This is a genomic window from [Mycobacterium] stephanolepidis (assembly GCF_002356335.1).
In the GTDB taxonomy this organism is placed as follows: domain Bacteria; phylum Actinomycetota; class Actinomycetes; order Mycobacteriales; family Mycobacteriaceae; genus Mycobacterium; species Mycobacterium stephanolepidis.
In genome coordinates this window covers 208,218-222,050 of record NZ_AP018165.1, presented here as the reverse complement: position 1 = coordinate 222,050, position 13,833 = coordinate 208,218, and the positions used below count along the sequence as shown (strand labels likewise).

13 protein-coding genes and 1 tRNA gene are annotated in these 13,833 nt (G+C 65.2%); 7 read left to right on the top strand and 7 right to left on the bottom strand.

What is annotated here, in order from left to right; translation table 11 throughout:
• The first annotated feature begins 103 nt into the window (after window positions 1-103).
• Entirely contained in the window at window positions 104-1,147 is a 1,044-nt protein-coding gene (hisC, locus tag MSTE_RS01090; protein WP_096505291.1) for a histidinol-phosphate transaminase, read from the top strand.
• Here hisC and MSTE_RS01085 read toward each other — a convergent pair.
• Window positions 1,144-2,415: a thioester domain-containing protein gene (locus MSTE_RS01085; RefSeq protein ID WP_096498416.1), complete on the bottom strand. Its 1,272-nt coding sequence runs from the start codon at window positions 2,413-2,415 to the stop codon at window positions 1,144-1,146. The two genes, hisC and MSTE_RS01085, sit on opposite strands and share 4 nt — an antisense overlap.
• Before the next feature lie 418 nt (window positions 2,416-2,833).
• Between MSTE_RS01085 and MSTE_RS01080 the strand changes: the two genes are divergently transcribed.
• Both MSTE_RS01080 and MSTE_RS01075 read left to right on the top strand, forming a co-directional pair.
• Window positions 2,834-3,757, top strand: a complete 924-nt coding sequence (locus tag MSTE_RS01080) for a family 2A encapsulin nanocompartment shell protein (RefSeq protein WP_030096076.1) — start codon at window positions 2,834-2,836, stop codon at window positions 3,755-3,757.
• Entirely contained in the window at window positions 3,744-5,624 is a 1,881-nt protein-coding gene (locus MSTE_RS01075; protein ID WP_096498415.1) for a family 2A encapsulin nanocompartment cargo protein cysteine desulfurase, read from the top strand. The genes MSTE_RS01080 and MSTE_RS01075 overlap by 14 nt, the downstream gene beginning before the upstream one ends.
• A gap of 76 nt (window positions 5,625-5,700) precedes the next feature.
• Here the strand turns inward: MSTE_RS01075 and MSTE_RS01070 are convergent, their stop codons facing one another.
• The 3 genes from MSTE_RS01070 to MSTE_RS01060 are packed head-to-tail and all read right to left on the bottom strand — an operon-like array spanning window position 5,701 to window position 7,491.
• Window positions 5,701-6,036 carry a cupin domain-containing protein gene (locus MSTE_RS01070; RefSeq protein WP_096498414.1) on the bottom strand — a complete coding sequence of 112 codons (336 nt, stop codon included), beginning with the start codon at window positions 6,034-6,036 and terminating at the stop codon, window positions 5,701-5,703.
• The gene (locus MSTE_RS01065) at window positions 6,002-6,694 is read right to left on the bottom strand and encodes a helix-turn-helix transcriptional regulator (RefSeq protein WP_096498413.1); all 693 of its coding nucleotides are present in this window, start codon (window positions 6,692-6,694) and stop codon (window positions 6,002-6,004) included. Before MSTE_RS01065 ends, MSTE_RS01070 begins: the two co-directional genes overlap by 35 nt.
• Window positions 6,691-7,491 carry a class I SAM-dependent methyltransferase gene (locus MSTE_RS01060; protein ID WP_096498412.1) on the bottom strand — a complete coding sequence of 267 codons (801 nt, stop codon included), beginning with the start codon at window positions 7,489-7,491 and terminating at the stop codon, window positions 6,691-6,693. Before MSTE_RS01060 ends, MSTE_RS01065 begins: the two co-directional genes overlap by 4 nt.
• 114 nt (window positions 7,492-7,605) lie before the next feature.
• On the opposite strand from MSTE_RS01060, the gene MSTE_RS01055 reads away from it, so the two are divergent.
• On the top strand, window positions 7,606-8,127 hold the full coding sequence (locus MSTE_RS01055) for an OsmC family protein (RefSeq protein WP_096505289.1): 522 nt from the start codon (window positions 7,606-7,608) through the stop codon (window positions 8,125-8,127).
• 176 nt (window positions 8,128-8,303) lie between these two features.
• Here MSTE_RS01055 and MSTE_RS01050 read toward each other — a convergent pair.
• Together MSTE_RS01050 and MSTE_RS01045 are read right to left on the bottom strand one after the other, a co-directional pair.
• A tRNA-Ser gene (locus MSTE_RS01050) sits at window positions 8,304-8,390 on the bottom strand.
• A gap of 31 nt (window positions 8,391-8,421) precedes the next feature.
• Window positions 8,422-8,790 (bottom strand): MarR family winged helix-turn-helix transcriptional regulator, encoded by a 369-nt coding sequence (locus MSTE_RS01045; protein WP_234920867.1) that lies wholly within the window; start codon window positions 8,788-8,790, stop codon window positions 8,422-8,424.
• A 238-nt stretch (window positions 8,791-9,028) separates the two neighbouring features.
• On the opposite strand from MSTE_RS01045, the gene MSTE_RS01040 reads away from it, so the two are divergent.
• Window positions 9,029-10,015: an NAD(P)H-quinone oxidoreductase gene (locus tag MSTE_RS01040; RefSeq protein ID WP_096498411.1), complete on the top strand. Its 987-nt coding sequence runs from the start codon at window positions 9,029-9,031 to the stop codon at window positions 10,013-10,015.
• A gap of 13 nt (window positions 10,016-10,028) precedes the next feature.
• Here the strand turns inward: MSTE_RS01040 and MSTE_RS01035 are convergent, their stop codons facing one another.
• Window positions 10,029-11,225, bottom strand: coding sequence for a cysteine desulfurase-like protein (locus MSTE_RS01035; RefSeq protein ID WP_096498410.1), 1,197 nt, complete (start codon window positions 11,223-11,225; stop codon window positions 10,029-10,031).
• A gap of 109 nt (window positions 11,226-11,334) precedes the next feature.
• On the opposite strand from MSTE_RS01035, the gene MSTE_RS01030 reads away from it, so the two are divergent.
• Both MSTE_RS01030 and MSTE_RS01025 read left to right on the top strand, forming a co-directional pair.
• The gene (locus MSTE_RS01030; protein WP_096498409.1) at window positions 11,335-13,311 is read left to right on the top strand and encodes a DUF6541 family protein; all 1,977 of its coding nucleotides are present in this window, start codon (window positions 11,335-11,337) and stop codon (window positions 13,309-13,311) included.
• Entirely contained in the window at window positions 13,308-13,826 is a 519-nt protein-coding gene (locus MSTE_RS01025; RefSeq protein WP_096498408.1) for a bacterial proteasome activator family protein, read from the top strand. Before MSTE_RS01030 ends, MSTE_RS01025 begins: the two co-directional genes overlap by 4 nt.
• The last annotated feature ends 7 nt before the right edge of the window (window positions 13,827-13,833 follow it).

Here is a 13,833-nt window from a genome sequence, read left to right as displayed (position 1 = left end):
GGCCCGCGAGGCCGGAAGGCAAAGCCGTTGGTCGTCATCGGGTCCAACATGCACCGATAGTCTGATGACCGTGTCTGATCCTCGTCGCGCGAGCGGCTCATCGATACCTGCGCGGCTGCGCCCCGAGCTGACCGAACTGCCGGCGTACACCCCCGGCCGCAACGTCCCCGGCGCCATCAAGCTCGCCAGTAACGAAACCGTGCACGGACCGCTGCCCAGCGTCCACACGGCCATCGTCGAGGCAACCGCGCAGATCAACCGGTATCCGGACAACGGCTATGCCGAGCTGCGCTCGCACCTGGCCAAACACGTGGACATGCCCCCCGAACACATCGCGGTCGGATGCGGATCGGTGAGCCTGTGCCAGCAGCTCGTACAGATCACCGCCACGGTGGGCGACGAGGTGCTGTTCGGCTGGCGGTCCTTCGAGACCTACCCGCTGGTGGTGCGAGTCGCCGGGGCCACCCCCGTTCAGGTGCCGCTGACCGATCACACCTACGACCTGGAGGCCATGGCCGCCGCAGTGACGGACGCCACCCGGCTCATCTTCGTCTGCAATCCGAACAACCCGACCGGCACCGTAGTCCCACCGGCCGATCTGCGACGGTTTGTCGAGGCAGTGCCGCCCCACATCCTCATCGCGATCGATGAGGCCTACATCGAGTACGTGCGCGAAGACTTCACGGACAGCATTGCCCTGATGCGCGAACATCCCAACGTTGTTGTGTTACGCACCTTCTCAAAGGCCTACGGCCTGGCGGGCCTGCGGGTGGGCTACGCGGTCGGTGATCCAGACGTGATCACCACGCTGGGCAAGGTGTACGTGCCGTTCAGCGCGTCCAGCCTCGCTCAAGCCGCGGCGGTAGCGTCCCTGGGCGCCGCAGAGGAACTCCTCGCCCGGACCAATGACGTTGTCACCGAGCGCACAAGGGTGACCAGCACACTCCAGGAGGCGGGGTACGAGGTACCGGCATCGCAAGCCAACTTCGTGTGGCTACCGCTGGGCGAGCGCTCGACGGAGTTCGCGCAGGCCTCCGCTGAGACCCGAATCATCGTGCGCCCCTTCGGCACCGACGGAGTGCGGGTCACCATCGGCGCACCCGAGGAGAACGACGCATTCCTTGAGTTCGCGCGCTCCTGGCGTTAACTCACTCGCGACAGCTGCGCGGCCTCGGTCCATTCGACGGTGAGCTCGACCACCTCGTGCGCACCCGGAAGCACCAGCGCCAATGGGGTCAACGACCCCTCCGCCACACCGGTGAGCACGCGAGCGGTCGCCACTGGATCAACCACCGAGACTGTCACCGCCGCAACGCACTCCGCGGGACGCACATAGAAACGCGTGCCCGAGTCCACCGGTCCGGTGAGTTCCACGCCGGAGATGTCCATTGCCCTGGCACCCTCTGACAGCGACAGCAGAACCGGGCGTTGCGAATCCACGACGAACGGCCCCATGAGGCCTGCCGCCATCACTGCCTGCGAGTCATCGATCACCGGGGCGTGCTCCGCCTGGCCTGCGGCGATCAACGACTGCTCCAGCAGGTACCGGTACAGCTGCACCACGCGGTCGGCATTGCGGTGATTGCGCGCATCATGCAACGAGAATTCGACACCCTCGACATCTGCGGTACCGCCCTGCACGTACAGGCGATAGAAGCGATATCCGAGATCCGGTGCACCATGCTGAGTTTCGGCGACTGTCGCACCGACTCCCAGTGTCTTGACGTACTGCGCCTCGCCTTCGGTGAAGTTCAATTCCGAAGACGAAACCTCGCGCCACACGGCCCCGTTCACGGATGCGTGCAGCCGTACGCTGGCTGGCTTTTGCCCCGCACCGGTGCGCACCGTCAGTCCGCCGAGCTGTGGACGTTCTATGAATTCGAATTCGATGAAGGACGGGGACTTTCGGGTAGCCGAGGGCACATTGCGCGCCGCGGTGTCCAGCTCTACACCGTTGGTGAGGAACCAGATGGCGGCCTGGGTTCCCGCGATGGCCTCGTGGTCCTTGATATTCGCCTCGCCCAGATACCCCGCCGCGCGCAACCGGCGGCTCAGATGTGCCGTCGACAGCGCCGGGAAGGAGTTGGCCAAGATCCAGGCCACCTGCGATTCGCGGGTGCGGGCTCGCAGGTTCGCCACGGACAACCAGTCGGCCACCGCGTAGCCCGAGGGCAGGTTGGGGGCGATTCCCGCGATATCGAGGGAGTACGCGGCGATGGTGGGGTTCAAGCGAATTAAATCTGTGCGAGCAGAAGTTCCGTCAGTGAACACAACTGAGTCCACGGTGGACGAATAGGTGCCCCCGCGGTACCTCGTCAGACGCTGCGGGAGTACCTCGGCGTGGTGGCCGTGACGCCTGCCAGTGATGCGGGCGGAGGGCCATTCGACGAGCGATAGCAAAGAATGAGTGGTCATGGGTTGGTTGATCCTTGTGCTGGCGGATTGCAGCCCAGGAGCGCGTTAACAATGGAAAACGGCGATCCCGGGTGCCAGGGGCGGGGTTAGGGAATCAACAACAACAGCAACACACGGCGACGCTGCGCGCCCCGAAGCTGTCGGCGCGCAGCGCGCTGATCGCCCGGAGTCGGTGCGACTGTGCGACGTGCTGCATGCAGCCAGTCTACGTATCCCCGGCCGCGCGCCTTGTTTTCCACCGGCGCCTCTCCTTATAGGACGAGCGAACGCGAGACGGATTCACGGTGAGGCGGCGTGTCGGCGAAACCGGCCGCGCGGAGTTTGGCGCACGGGTGTTCGTTACCTGATGCGCCGCCCCAATCGCGATTAGGACTTCAGACATCAGGTCTTGATCCCATTCGCTGAGGAGGAAACTGCTGTGCCCGCTGCCAAGAATGAATCCCAGGCCCTCGGCGATCTCGCCGCAAGGCAGCTAGCCAATGCCACCAAGACCGTCCCTCAGCTGTCGACGATCACTCCGCGGTGGCTGCTGCATCTGCTGAACTGGGTACCCGTCGAGGCGGGCATTTACCGGGTGAACCGCGTCATCAACCCCGACAAGGTAGCGATCCACAGCGAGGAGCAGGGCGAGAACGAGGCCCCACTGCCGCAGACCTACGTCGACTACGAGACCAACCCACGCGAGTACACGCTGCGGACCATCTCGACACTGCTCGACATCAACACCCGGGTCTCGGACCTGTACTCCAGCCCGCACGACCAGATCGCCCAGCAGCTGCGCCTGACCATCGAGTCCATCAAGGAACGTCAGGAAAGCGAGCTCATCAACAACGCCGAGTACGGCCTGCTGGCTCAGGCAACACCCGAGCAGACCATCAAGACCCTCGGTGGTGCTCCCACACCGGATGACCTGGACGCCCTGATCACGAAGGTGTGGAAGACCCCCGGTTTCTTCCTGACCCATCCGCTGGGTGTGGCGGCGTTCGGCCGTGAGGCCACCCGCCGTGGCGTGCCGCCGGTTGTGGTGAGCCTGTTCGGTGCGCAGTTCATCACCTGGCGCGGTATCCCGATCATCCCGTCGGACAAGGTTCCGGTGAAGGACGCCAAGACCAAGATCCTGCTGGTGCGTACCGGCGAGGAGCGCCAGGGCGTTGTCGGCCTGTTCCAGCCCGGCTTGGTCGGCGAGCAGGCACCGGGACTGTCGGTGCGGTTCACCGGAATCAACCGGTCGGCCATCGCCTCGTACCTCGTCACCCTGTATTCGTCGCTGGCCGTGCTGACTGATGACGCACTGGCCGTTCTCGACGACGTGCAGGTGGACAAGTTCCATGTCTACAAGTGACGCGATTCCCATAACCGACAGCCCACCGGGCTTCCCCTCTGCGGCGGAGCTGTCGGCATTGGCCACCCAGTTGTTTTGGGAGGCCACGCCTACCGGAGCGCCAGGTATCGACACCCCGGGACCGGCGGTACCCGTCGCGCCCCGGGGCAACGTCCCGGACGTGACGGCCGCGTCGTCCGCGGCAGCCACAGCGGGCTCGTTGGCCGGCCCATACGCACCCGCACCCGTTGCCGACGCCCTGTCGACGGCAACGGTGGCCCCGCCGGTAGCCTCGTTCAGTTCCGCGACCCCCGACGGCATTCCCGGAGCGGCACCGGTGGCACCTCGCGGCGGTGGCGGTGACCTGACATCGGGCACCTCTGCGGCGCACACCGCTGCAACGGGTTATCCGACAACCGGTCTCGCCGATTTCGCGGTCCCCTCGGGGCTGGTACCGACGATCCCCGGGGTGCTCGCCACCCCCTCGGTGAACTCGGTGGGTCCCGCCACCACGTCACCCCGGGTGGCTCCGCACTCCCAGGCACCGGCCGTGCCAAATCTGGGTTGGACGAACCCCGTGGTACCGACGGGCGGCGACGAGTCGAATTACTACTTCTTGGGTGGAGCTCCGGCCGCGGCGCCGATCCACGAAGACGCTCGCGCCTTCGATGTCGCGTCGATTCGGGCGGACTTCCCGATCCTGTCCGAGACCGTCAACGGTAAGCCGCTGATCTGGTTCGATAACGCCGCGACCACGCAGAAGCCGCAGTCGGTGATCGATCGACTGGTGCACTTCTATCAGCACGAGAACTCGAACATCCACCGTGCGGCACACGAATTGGCGGCACGGGCCACCGATGCATACGAGGACGCGCGCGGCGCGGCCCGCAAGTTCCTGGGTGCCGAGGCGGACGAGAACATCATCTTCGTGCGCGGCGCCACCGAGGCCATCAACCTGGTGGCTCATGCCTGGGGCGGTAAGAACCTGGGACACGGGGATGAAATCGTCATCACCCACCTGGAGCACCACGCCAATATCGTTCCGTGGCAATTGATCGCGAAGAAGACCGGTGCCGTCATCAAGGTGGCTCCGGTGGACGACGCAGGCAACCTGCTGCTCTCCGAGCTCGAGGATCTGGTCGGTCCGCGCACCAAACTGGTTGCGGCCACCCAGGTTTCCAACGCGCTGGGGACGGTTACGCCCGCCAAGCAGATCGTCGAGATCGCACACCGTTACGGTGCGCGCGTGCTCACCGACGGTGCGCAGTCGGTGCCGCACCTCGCGGTGAACCTGCAGGAGCTCGGCGCCGATTTCTTCGTCTTCTCTAGCCATAAGATCTACGGCCCCAACGGGATCGGCGTGCTCTACGGCAGCGAAGACGCACTGGCGGAGACGCCGCCGTGGCAGGGTGGCGGCAACATGATCGCCGATGTCACCCTGGAGCGTGCGGTATTCCAGGGTCCGCCCAACAAGTTCGAGGCGGGCACCGGAAACATCGCCGACGCCGTGGGACTGGGCGAAGCGCTGCGGTATGTCGAGCGCATCGGCATCGACCGGATCGCCGAGTACGAGCACGCGCTATTGGAGTACGCAACGCCGCAATTGGCCGCCATCCCCGGTGTGCGGTTGGTGGGAACGGCCGATCACAAGGCGTCCGTGCTGTCGTTCGTACTCGACGGGCATGATCCGGTGGAGGTCGGTAAGGCACTGAATGCCGACGGCATCGCGGTGCGTGCCGGACATCATTGCGCTCAGCCGATTTTGCGCAGGCTCGGGCTGGAACAGACGGTGCGGCCCTCGTTCGCGTTCTACAACACCTTCGACGAGATCGACGTCTTCATCGACGCGGTGCGGCGGCTGGCCGAAAGCGGCGGACCCCAGGCGTAAGGCTCTGTTCGCCGAGCGCATACCGCACGCAGGCATCTCACCGAAATACTCTGCGCCTGGTATGCACTCGGCGGACTCAGCTCGTGTGGCTCATAATAGTCAGCAACACCGCCGAGTCTTCGACTGCCGTGAGGTCATGGCGCTCCTGCGGGATGACCACGTAGTCGCCGGTGGCCAGCGCTGCCCTCGCGGTCGCCGTTGCGAGCTCTACCCGCCCACTGAGCACCAACAACGTTGCCTCGCCCGGGTTTTCGTGTTCGGCAAGTTTGTGGCCGGCACCCAGAGCCAAGAGCACCTGCTTCAGCGCGTGGTCCCTGCCACCGTGCACCGTGTGCGCGGACCGACCACTGTGCGCCTTCCGCGCTGTTTCGACCTGCTCATCCCCTAGAGCCGTTATCGAGAAAACATCCACGACTATCTCCTTTCACCTGTGGATCCAGAGTCAGGCTGACGGTGCAGTCCCCGTACCCCGCATCGGGCGACACGGTGACCTGAAATTGTCCGCCGACCGCGTCGGCGTTCACGTCGAGAACCTCCTGGATGAGTCCGCGCTGGATTCCGCGAACCACTTCCGGGGCCGTCGTGGCGATCTCGGCAAGTGGGCATGAGCAGATCTGCACGGTGACGCTCCCAAAGGACATCAGCGTGGAATGCACTGTAAACCCAAGTTCACCAAGAGTTTCCACCACCAAATCCACGGCCGGAAGCGAAGCCCGATGCCGTGCGACATTCACGCGGTGTGCAAGGTCGGCGCCGACCAGCGCCGCCCGTGATTCGCGCTCGGCCGCGGTGCCCCCGAGATGCACCGCGAACAGTGACACGACATCGGCGTAATCCAGTCGCGGGGCGACCGCGTAGGCCAGGCTCGGCCTGCCCGCTCTCTGCCCGGCACCACCACTGCGCCGGACGATATGACCCTGCTCTTCCAGGGTTCTGAGGTGAAACCTCACCGTGGTGATGTGAATCCCCAGGCTGTCGGCAATGTGCTGCACCCCAACCGGCTGAGTTGCCTCCCGCAGCAGCCCGAGCACCCGCTCGCGCTGCCGGCCCGCTCGGCGGTCACCCGTCATTCGGGCCGCACGCCAACCACCGCAACCGCCGTCAGCGCGTCGCTGTGTTCACGAAACGTACGGCGCATGTCGAGTACTCGCTTGCGCGCCGCTCCATGCAGTAGAACGTTTTTCACCAGCCGCAGGGCTCCGAACACGCCCTCGTCGGCGATGACACGACGCGGGTTGAGTAGTGCCATCGGCGCCCGGTCGGTGCTCACCACCTCGAATCCCGAGGCCCTGAGCAACTCACTCCATTCGGCCACGGTGAGCGGCCGGGCGTTGACCTTGATCGAACGTGCCAGCGCACGGCGAATGTCCTCCTTGGTGGCGGTGTCCACGGAGTCCGGCGTGAGCCCGAGCTCGTGAATCGCGTACCGCCCACCCGGCCGTAGCACCCGATAGGCCTCGTCGACGATGGCCCGCTTGGCCTTGTCACTCTGCATCGTCAGCATCGCCTCGCCCACTACGACGTCGGCGCTGGCGTCGGGCAGACCCGTGCTGGCGGCATTCGCGACGATCACCCGACCACCGCACGGTGCGACCACATCGCGTACCGATTGGGTGGCCGCCGCGGTGTCATCGACACCGACATAGGACCGCGGACGCAGCGCCACGATGTCACGCGCGGTCCGCCCGAGACCTGGCCCGAGTTCGACCACATCGGCATCGGTCACCTTCCCAGCAGCCAAGAGCCGCGTGGTCAGTTCAAGCCCGCCCGGACGCAGGACGCGCTTGCCCAGCCGCGCCAACAGCCAGTGGCCGGGAAGGTCCTCGTCTCTGCGCCCTGCGAGCGGAAGTGTCTCTCTGTCAGCCATGACTCCAATTTAGAGGAAACTTCTCCTTTTAAATAGGTCTACGTCCTCGACCGTTGGATTCACCACGGACGCAACCCTCCCGTCACGGCGCCAGTCCCACTAATGTCACCGCGCGTGACTGCCTCGACAACATCCCTCACCGCGATCACCGATGCGACCCGTGCGGCAGTAGCCGACAACCCGGCCGCCGCAACGGTGGTGTTCAAGGCGTCCGCCCAACCAGAGGGCACGGTCGGCAGCGAAATCGCCCTGGGCAAATACCGCGTCCACGTCGACGAGCCACCGGGTCTCGGCGGAGCGAACACCGCGCCCAACCCCGTCGAGTACTACCTGGCATCGCTGCTGTCCTGCCAAGTGGTGACCTACCGCTTCTGGGCGGAAAGACTAGGGATTCAAGTCGATTCACTCAGTGCCAGCGCCGAGGGTGATCTCGATATACGCGGCTTCTTCGGCCTCGACGAGAGCATTCGGCCCGGTTTTCAGCAGATCCGCGTCACCGTGACGGTCTCGGGGCCGGATAGCGACGAGCGGTATCGCGAGCTGCAAGAGGCCGTGGACGCACACTGCCCGGTACTGGATCTGACCACAGGCTCGACCCCCGTACACACACAACTCATCACGCGGCCGCGGTCGTAAATCTGTTGCCTGGCGCGAAGCCCGCCTGGCAACATCAGCGGCGCCCGCCCTAGACCGCGTCAACCGGTACCCGCGGTCCGCTGCGCACGCAGCAGGCGAGGGAGGCAGCCCGTTCGAGCCGGGCCGGGATCCAGAAACATCCCCAGCTGCGCACCGTCCAGCTGCGGCGTTAAGAGCGGTGGCGGAGGGATTTGAACCCCCGGACGGTGTTAGCCGTCTCTCGCTTTCAAGGCGAGTGCATTAGGCCGCTCTGCCACGCCACCGTCGGCAAGCCTAGCGGCTCCGCCGAGCGATCTACTCCCCGCCGCGGCTCTCGGTGTCGTGGAGCGCCTCTTCGGCCCCCTCACCCACTCGCCGGAAGCTCTCGGCGATGGCCGCCTGCTGTGGCCGGGTCAGACGAGTCAGATAGTGCTCGCGGACACATTCGGAGTACGTGCGCATCGCCGCCTCACCCAGCGTTCGGCCCTGCTCGGTAAGCGCCGCCAGGACCGCTCGACGGTCCTGGGGCATCGATCCCCGCTTCACCAGCCCCTGTTCCTCGAGGCGGCGCACCTGGTGTGTGATCCGGCTACGCGAGGCCAACAGACTGGTGGCGATATCCCCCATCCGGCAACTGCCATTAGCTGACCGCAACAATTGCTGAAGCACTTGGAAGTCGGTCAACGAAATACCATGCGAAGCAACCATTTTACGGTTCAGTAAAAAGTACAACCGGTTAGTCGCTATCCAAAAGTTTTGCCACGAACGAAATTCGGCGAGGTCAAGTCCCGGGACCTCGCTCTCCGAACGTGTACTCATGCACCATCCCCCTCCGTCGACCAAGCCATGGCCCCGACCGCGCCTCCACCCGCACTGTCTGATAACCCGGCGACCACCAATAGCTCGGCATAGTCTGGATGCTATGCACGCTATCACCGTTGACCAGCCGGGTGGGCCAGAAGCGCTGTGCTGGACCGAAGTTCCCGACCCAACTCCGGGACCAGGCGAAATACTGATCGATGTAACGGCCGCCGCAGTTAACCGTGCGGATCTGCTACAGCGCCAGGGCCTGTATCCCATGCCGCCCGGTGCGAGCCATATCTTGGGACTCGAATGCTCCGGAACCGTCGGTCAGGTTGGCGCAGATGTCTCGGAATGGACTGTAGGACAATCCGTTTGTGCCCTGCTGTCCGGTGGCGGGTATGCCGAGAAGGTGGTAGTACCCGCCGGCCAGGTACTGCCGATTCCCCCAAACATCAACCTTAATGTCGCGGCGGCGCTGCCCGAGGTCGCGTGCACGGTGTGGTCGAACCTGGTGATGACGGCGAGAATGACTGCCGGACAATCCATCCTGATTCACGGTGGCTCGAGCGGAATCGGTACCCACGCCATTCAGGTAGCCAAGGCGCTCGGCGTTCGGGTTGCGATCACGGCAGGCACCCCCGACAAACTCGACGCCTGTCGTGATCTTGGTGCCGATCTGACAATCAACTACCGGGCCACCGATTTTGTACAGGCAGTTCACAACTTCACCGATGGTGCCGGTGTCGACCTCATCCTGGACATCATGGGAGCGAAGTACCTGGATCGGAATGTCGATGCTCTCGGCAACGACGGCCACCTCGTCATCATCGGTATGCAAGGCGGCGCGGTGGCCGAGCTGAACATCGCCAAGCTGATCACCAAACGCGGCTCCGTCACCGCAACCACACTGCGCGGACGACCACTGGACGGACCGTCCGGCAAGGCCGCGATCGTCGATTCCGTCACCCAGAACCTGTGGCCGCTCGTTAAGGCGGGGAAGGTCCGGCCGATCGTGGGCGCCGAGATCCCGGTGAGCCAAGCGGCCGAGGCTCATCGCCTGCTGGAGAGCGGAGAGGTCGTGGGGAAGGTACTGCTGACGCTCTGAGCCGGGGGCGAGGTCAGCCCAGCGAGGCGACCGCGCGTACCAGCTGGTCGACCTCGGCGGCCGTCGAATAGTGCCCCAACCCAACCGTTATCGCGCCGCCGATCTCGTTCACACCGATGGCGTCGAGCACCCGCGAGCTGGTGTTGGCGATCGCACACACCCCGTTGTCGGCCAGTCGCTGCACCACCCGCTCCGCGGGAATCCCGATCACAGTGAAGCTGAGCGCGGGAATCCGGTCCTCCGGAGCCCCGATGACCATGACGCGCGGCAGGGTCCGCAGGGCGCTCACCAGATACCGGAACAACCAATCCAGATACGCGCCCGCCGAAGTCAGGGACGTCAGTAGCCGCTCCCGCCGGGTGCCCGACGCGGACTCGTCCAAACCGGCCAGATACTCCACGCTGGCGACCAGACCCGCCAGCATCGCAAACTGATGCCCGCCCAGCTCCAGTCGCGCGGGCCCGCTCGCCAACGGGTTGAGCGAGATCGAACTGATCGAATCCAGCAGCGCAGGATCTCGGAAAACCAACGCGCCCACCGGCGGTCCACCCCATGCCGTCGCGTTGAAGGCGACGACATCGGCGTCCAGGTCCTCGATATCGAAGGCGCGATACGGCACCAGGCTTGAACAGTCCATCACCACGAGACCACCGACCGCGTGCGCGAGCTTGGTGGCCTGCTGCAGATCCGGCACCGTGCCCAGGGTCGAAGACGCAGCCGTCACCGCCACCAGCCGGGTCGGCTTGGTAATCAAAGACTCCCACTGCCAGGACGGCAGATCGCCGGACTCGATGTCGACCTCGGCCCACTTGACTTTGGCGCCGTAGCGGTTGGCCGAACGCAGCCACGGCTGCACATTGGCCTCTTCGTCGAGTCTGGACACCACCAGCTCATAGCCGAGCCCCGCCTTGGAGGACGATCCCTCCGCCAGGGAGTTGAGCAGAACGGCGCGGTCACTGCCCAGCACCACCCCGCGCGCGTCGGCACCCACCAGATCGGCGGCAGCGTGCCGAGCGGCCTCTAGGACGGCCGCACTGCGCCGCGCGCTGGGGTGCGGACCCCGCGTGTCGGAAAAGGATCCCCGGAACGCTGTGGATACAGTCGTAGCAACCGCATCGGGGATGAGCATCCCGGCTTGGGTATCGAAATGTACCCATCCGTCGCCGAGCGTCGGGTGCAAACCACGCACCCGGGCGACGTCATAAGCCATGCCAGACACCTTAGATGCTCACTACAGGTCACGGCGCTGAACCCGTCGTTGCACCACGCCCCGACGGACGACGGTTAACGGCGCCGTCTCGTGTAGTCATACTAGAGCAATGTCGTTCGCTTTCGGGGTGGCTACGGCACTGCTGTTGCTGTTCATCCCAGGCTGGCTGATTGGCCGAGCCTTCGGGCTACCAACGCATTCGGCCGCCGTCACCGCACCTGCATTGACCTATGGGCTAGTTGGGCTGTGCATCGTCACCTTCGGCTCAATCGGCATACCGTGGAACTCAGTCTCCGCCGGGTTTGCGCTCCTCGGCGCGATCGTCGTCGCGCGGCTGCTGTGGCGTTGGCTGCGGCCAAAAGAGCACGCCGAACAATTCCCGTCACAAAGTCGTGCGGCAGTGATCGCGGTCGCGTTCGGCATCGCGATCGGGTCCGGGCTCATCTTCTACGCATTCCTGCGCGGACTGACCAACTGGCAATCGGTCCCGAGTACCTGGGACTCGATGTGGCACGGGAACACCATCCGCTACATCCTCGACACCGGGCAAGCATCGTCGACCCGGATGGGTGACCTCCGCAACGTCGAGACGCACGCGACTCTCTACTACCCGTCGGCCTTCCACGGGCTGGCCGCAGTGCTGAGCCAACTGACCGGTGCGGCTCCCACGACGAGTTACACGCTGTACGCGGTGGCCGGGTCGCTGCTCTTCCCGCTCAGCGCCGCGGCACTGGCCTGGCAGATGCTGCGCGGCCGCACCAACCGCACCTTCCAGGCAGGTTGCGCCGCCACCGCCGCCGCACTCTCGGCCTCGTTCACGGCGCTGCCCTACGTGGAGTTCCACGTGTCGGCCATCCCGAACCTGGTGTCCTTCGCCCTGGTGGGTCCGGCGGTGGTCGCCATCACGAGCGTGGTCGCCGACCGCAGCCGCATACCGGTGGCGGTCCTGGCATTCGTGGGAATCGCCTCGGTGCACACCTCGGGCGCCATCGTGGCGGTCGTCTTCGTGGGCGCCTGGTGGCTCCTTGCACCACTATCCCGATACCGCCGCAAGGAGGGAAAACCCGGACGCCGAGTAGGAAATGGGTTCTTGCCGTTGGCCATTGCCGGTGTCGTCTCCCTGGTGCTGCTCTACCCGCAACTACGCACCCTGCTCCAGCTGTCCGAGATCATCGCCGGACACCAGTTCGCCACTCCGTGGGGAAAGAAGCGCGCGCTGCTGGACGCCCTCACCCAGCACACCCGCCACCTTGCCGACTACCCGGTGCAGTCCGCCCTGCTCTGGCTGGCCCTCCTCGGCGCGGTCGTACTGATTGTGAAGCGGGTGTACTGGCCACTTGCCGTCTGGTTACTGCTGATCGTGGCGATTGTCCACTCCTCCAGACCCTTTGGCGGTTTCATCGGCCACGCGGTAGCCCTGTTCTCCGACGCCTTCTACAGCGACCCACGACGACTGTCGGCCATCGTGTGTCTGCTGCTGGCCCCAGCTGCCGGGATCGGGCTGTTCACGCTGGCGTATGCCGTGCTGACGAGGGCGCGGGGAGAGCGCACCCGAAAATGGGCGCTGGTGGCCACGGCCATCACGTTGGCCGCGGTCTGCGGCTTCTCCGCCCGGCACTACTTCCTGCCGCACAAATACCTCGTGGGCGCGAAATACGACCGGGTGATGGTCGGGCCCAAGAAGCTCGACGCCTTCGCCTACCTGGCCACGCTGCCGGGGGCCAAGGACACCACCATCGGGGACGGAAACGTGGACGGCTCGGGCTGGATGTACGCGGTGGCGGGACTGCACCCGCTATGGACGCACTATGACTTCCCGCAGCAGCAGGGTCCGGGCTATCACCGGTACATCTTCTGGGCCTACGCCGACGACGCCGATACCGATCGGCGCGTGACGGACGCGGTGCACTCGCTGAACATCCGCTACGTCATGACCAGTACTCCCGTGGTCCAGGGGTTCAAGGTTCCCGACGGACTAAGGTCGTTGGACAGATCCCGATCATGGAGAAAGTTGTACGACAACGGCGCCGCCCAGATCTACGAATGGGTCGGCGATCGGAAACCACAGGCGGAAGGTGACAGATGACCCATCCCGGTCAGGACGATGACGACGACCAGGTGATCATTCTGGGCGCCGGCGATGCCGACAAAGGCGCCGACAGCGTGGACGACGACCCGTCCATCACGGACCTCGTCGAGCAACCCGCCAAGGTGATGCGCATCGGCACGATGATCAAGCAGCTTCTTGAGGAAGTGCGCGCGGCTCCTCTCGACGACGCCAGCCGCTCCCGGTTGCGCGAGATCCACGCCGCGTCCATAGCCGAGCTGGAAGACGGGTTGGCCCCCGAACTCCGCGAGGAACTGGAGCGCCTCGCCCTGCCGTTCAACGAGGAGAGCATTCCTTCCGATGCCGAGCTGCGCATCGCGCAGGCACAGTTGGTGGGCTGGCTGGAAGGGCTGTTCCACGGCATCCAGACGGCGCTCTTCGCCCAGCAGATGGCGGCGCGCGCCCAGCTGCAGCAGATGCGTCAAGGTGTTCTGCCGCCCGGTCTTTCCGTACCCGCACAGGGCGGCGGCAGCGGCACCGGCCAGTACCTGTAGGCCACGA

What these genes read in the sequence shown, in the direction of transcription:
- MSTE_RS01065 (WP_096498413.1), bottom strand. Translation starts at nt 6,694, where the DNA reads ATGACGGGTGACCGCCGAGCGGGCCGGCAGCGCGAGCGGGTGCTCGGG.
- MSTE_RS01040 (WP_096498411.1), top strand. Translation starts at nt 9,029, where the DNA reads ATGCACGCTATCACCGTTGACCAGCCGGGTGGGCCAGAAGCGCTGTGC.
- MSTE_RS01030 (WP_096498409.1), top strand. Translation starts at nt 11,335, where the DNA reads ATGTCGTTCGCTTTCGGGGTGGCTACGGCACTGCTGTTGCTGTTCATC.
- MSTE_RS01085 (WP_096498416.1), bottom strand. Translation starts at nt 2,415, where the DNA reads ATGACCACTCATTCTTTGCTATCGCTCGTCGAATGGCCCTCCGCCCGC.
- MSTE_RS01060 (WP_096498412.1), bottom strand. Translation starts at nt 7,491, where the DNA reads ATGGCTGACAGAGAGACACTTCCGCTCGCAGGGCGCAGAGACGAGGAC.
- MSTE_RS01035 (WP_096498410.1), bottom strand. Translation starts at nt 11,225, where the DNA reads ATGGCTTATGACGTCGCCCGGGTGCGTGGTTTGCACCCGACGCTCGGC.
- MSTE_RS01075 (WP_096498415.1), top strand. Translation starts at nt 3,744, where the DNA reads ATGTCTACAAGTGACGCGATTCCCATAACCGACAGCCCACCGGGCTTC.
- MSTE_RS01025 (WP_096498408.1), top strand. Translation starts at nt 13,308, where the DNA reads ATGACCCATCCCGGTCAGGACGATGACGACGACCAGGTGATCATTCTG.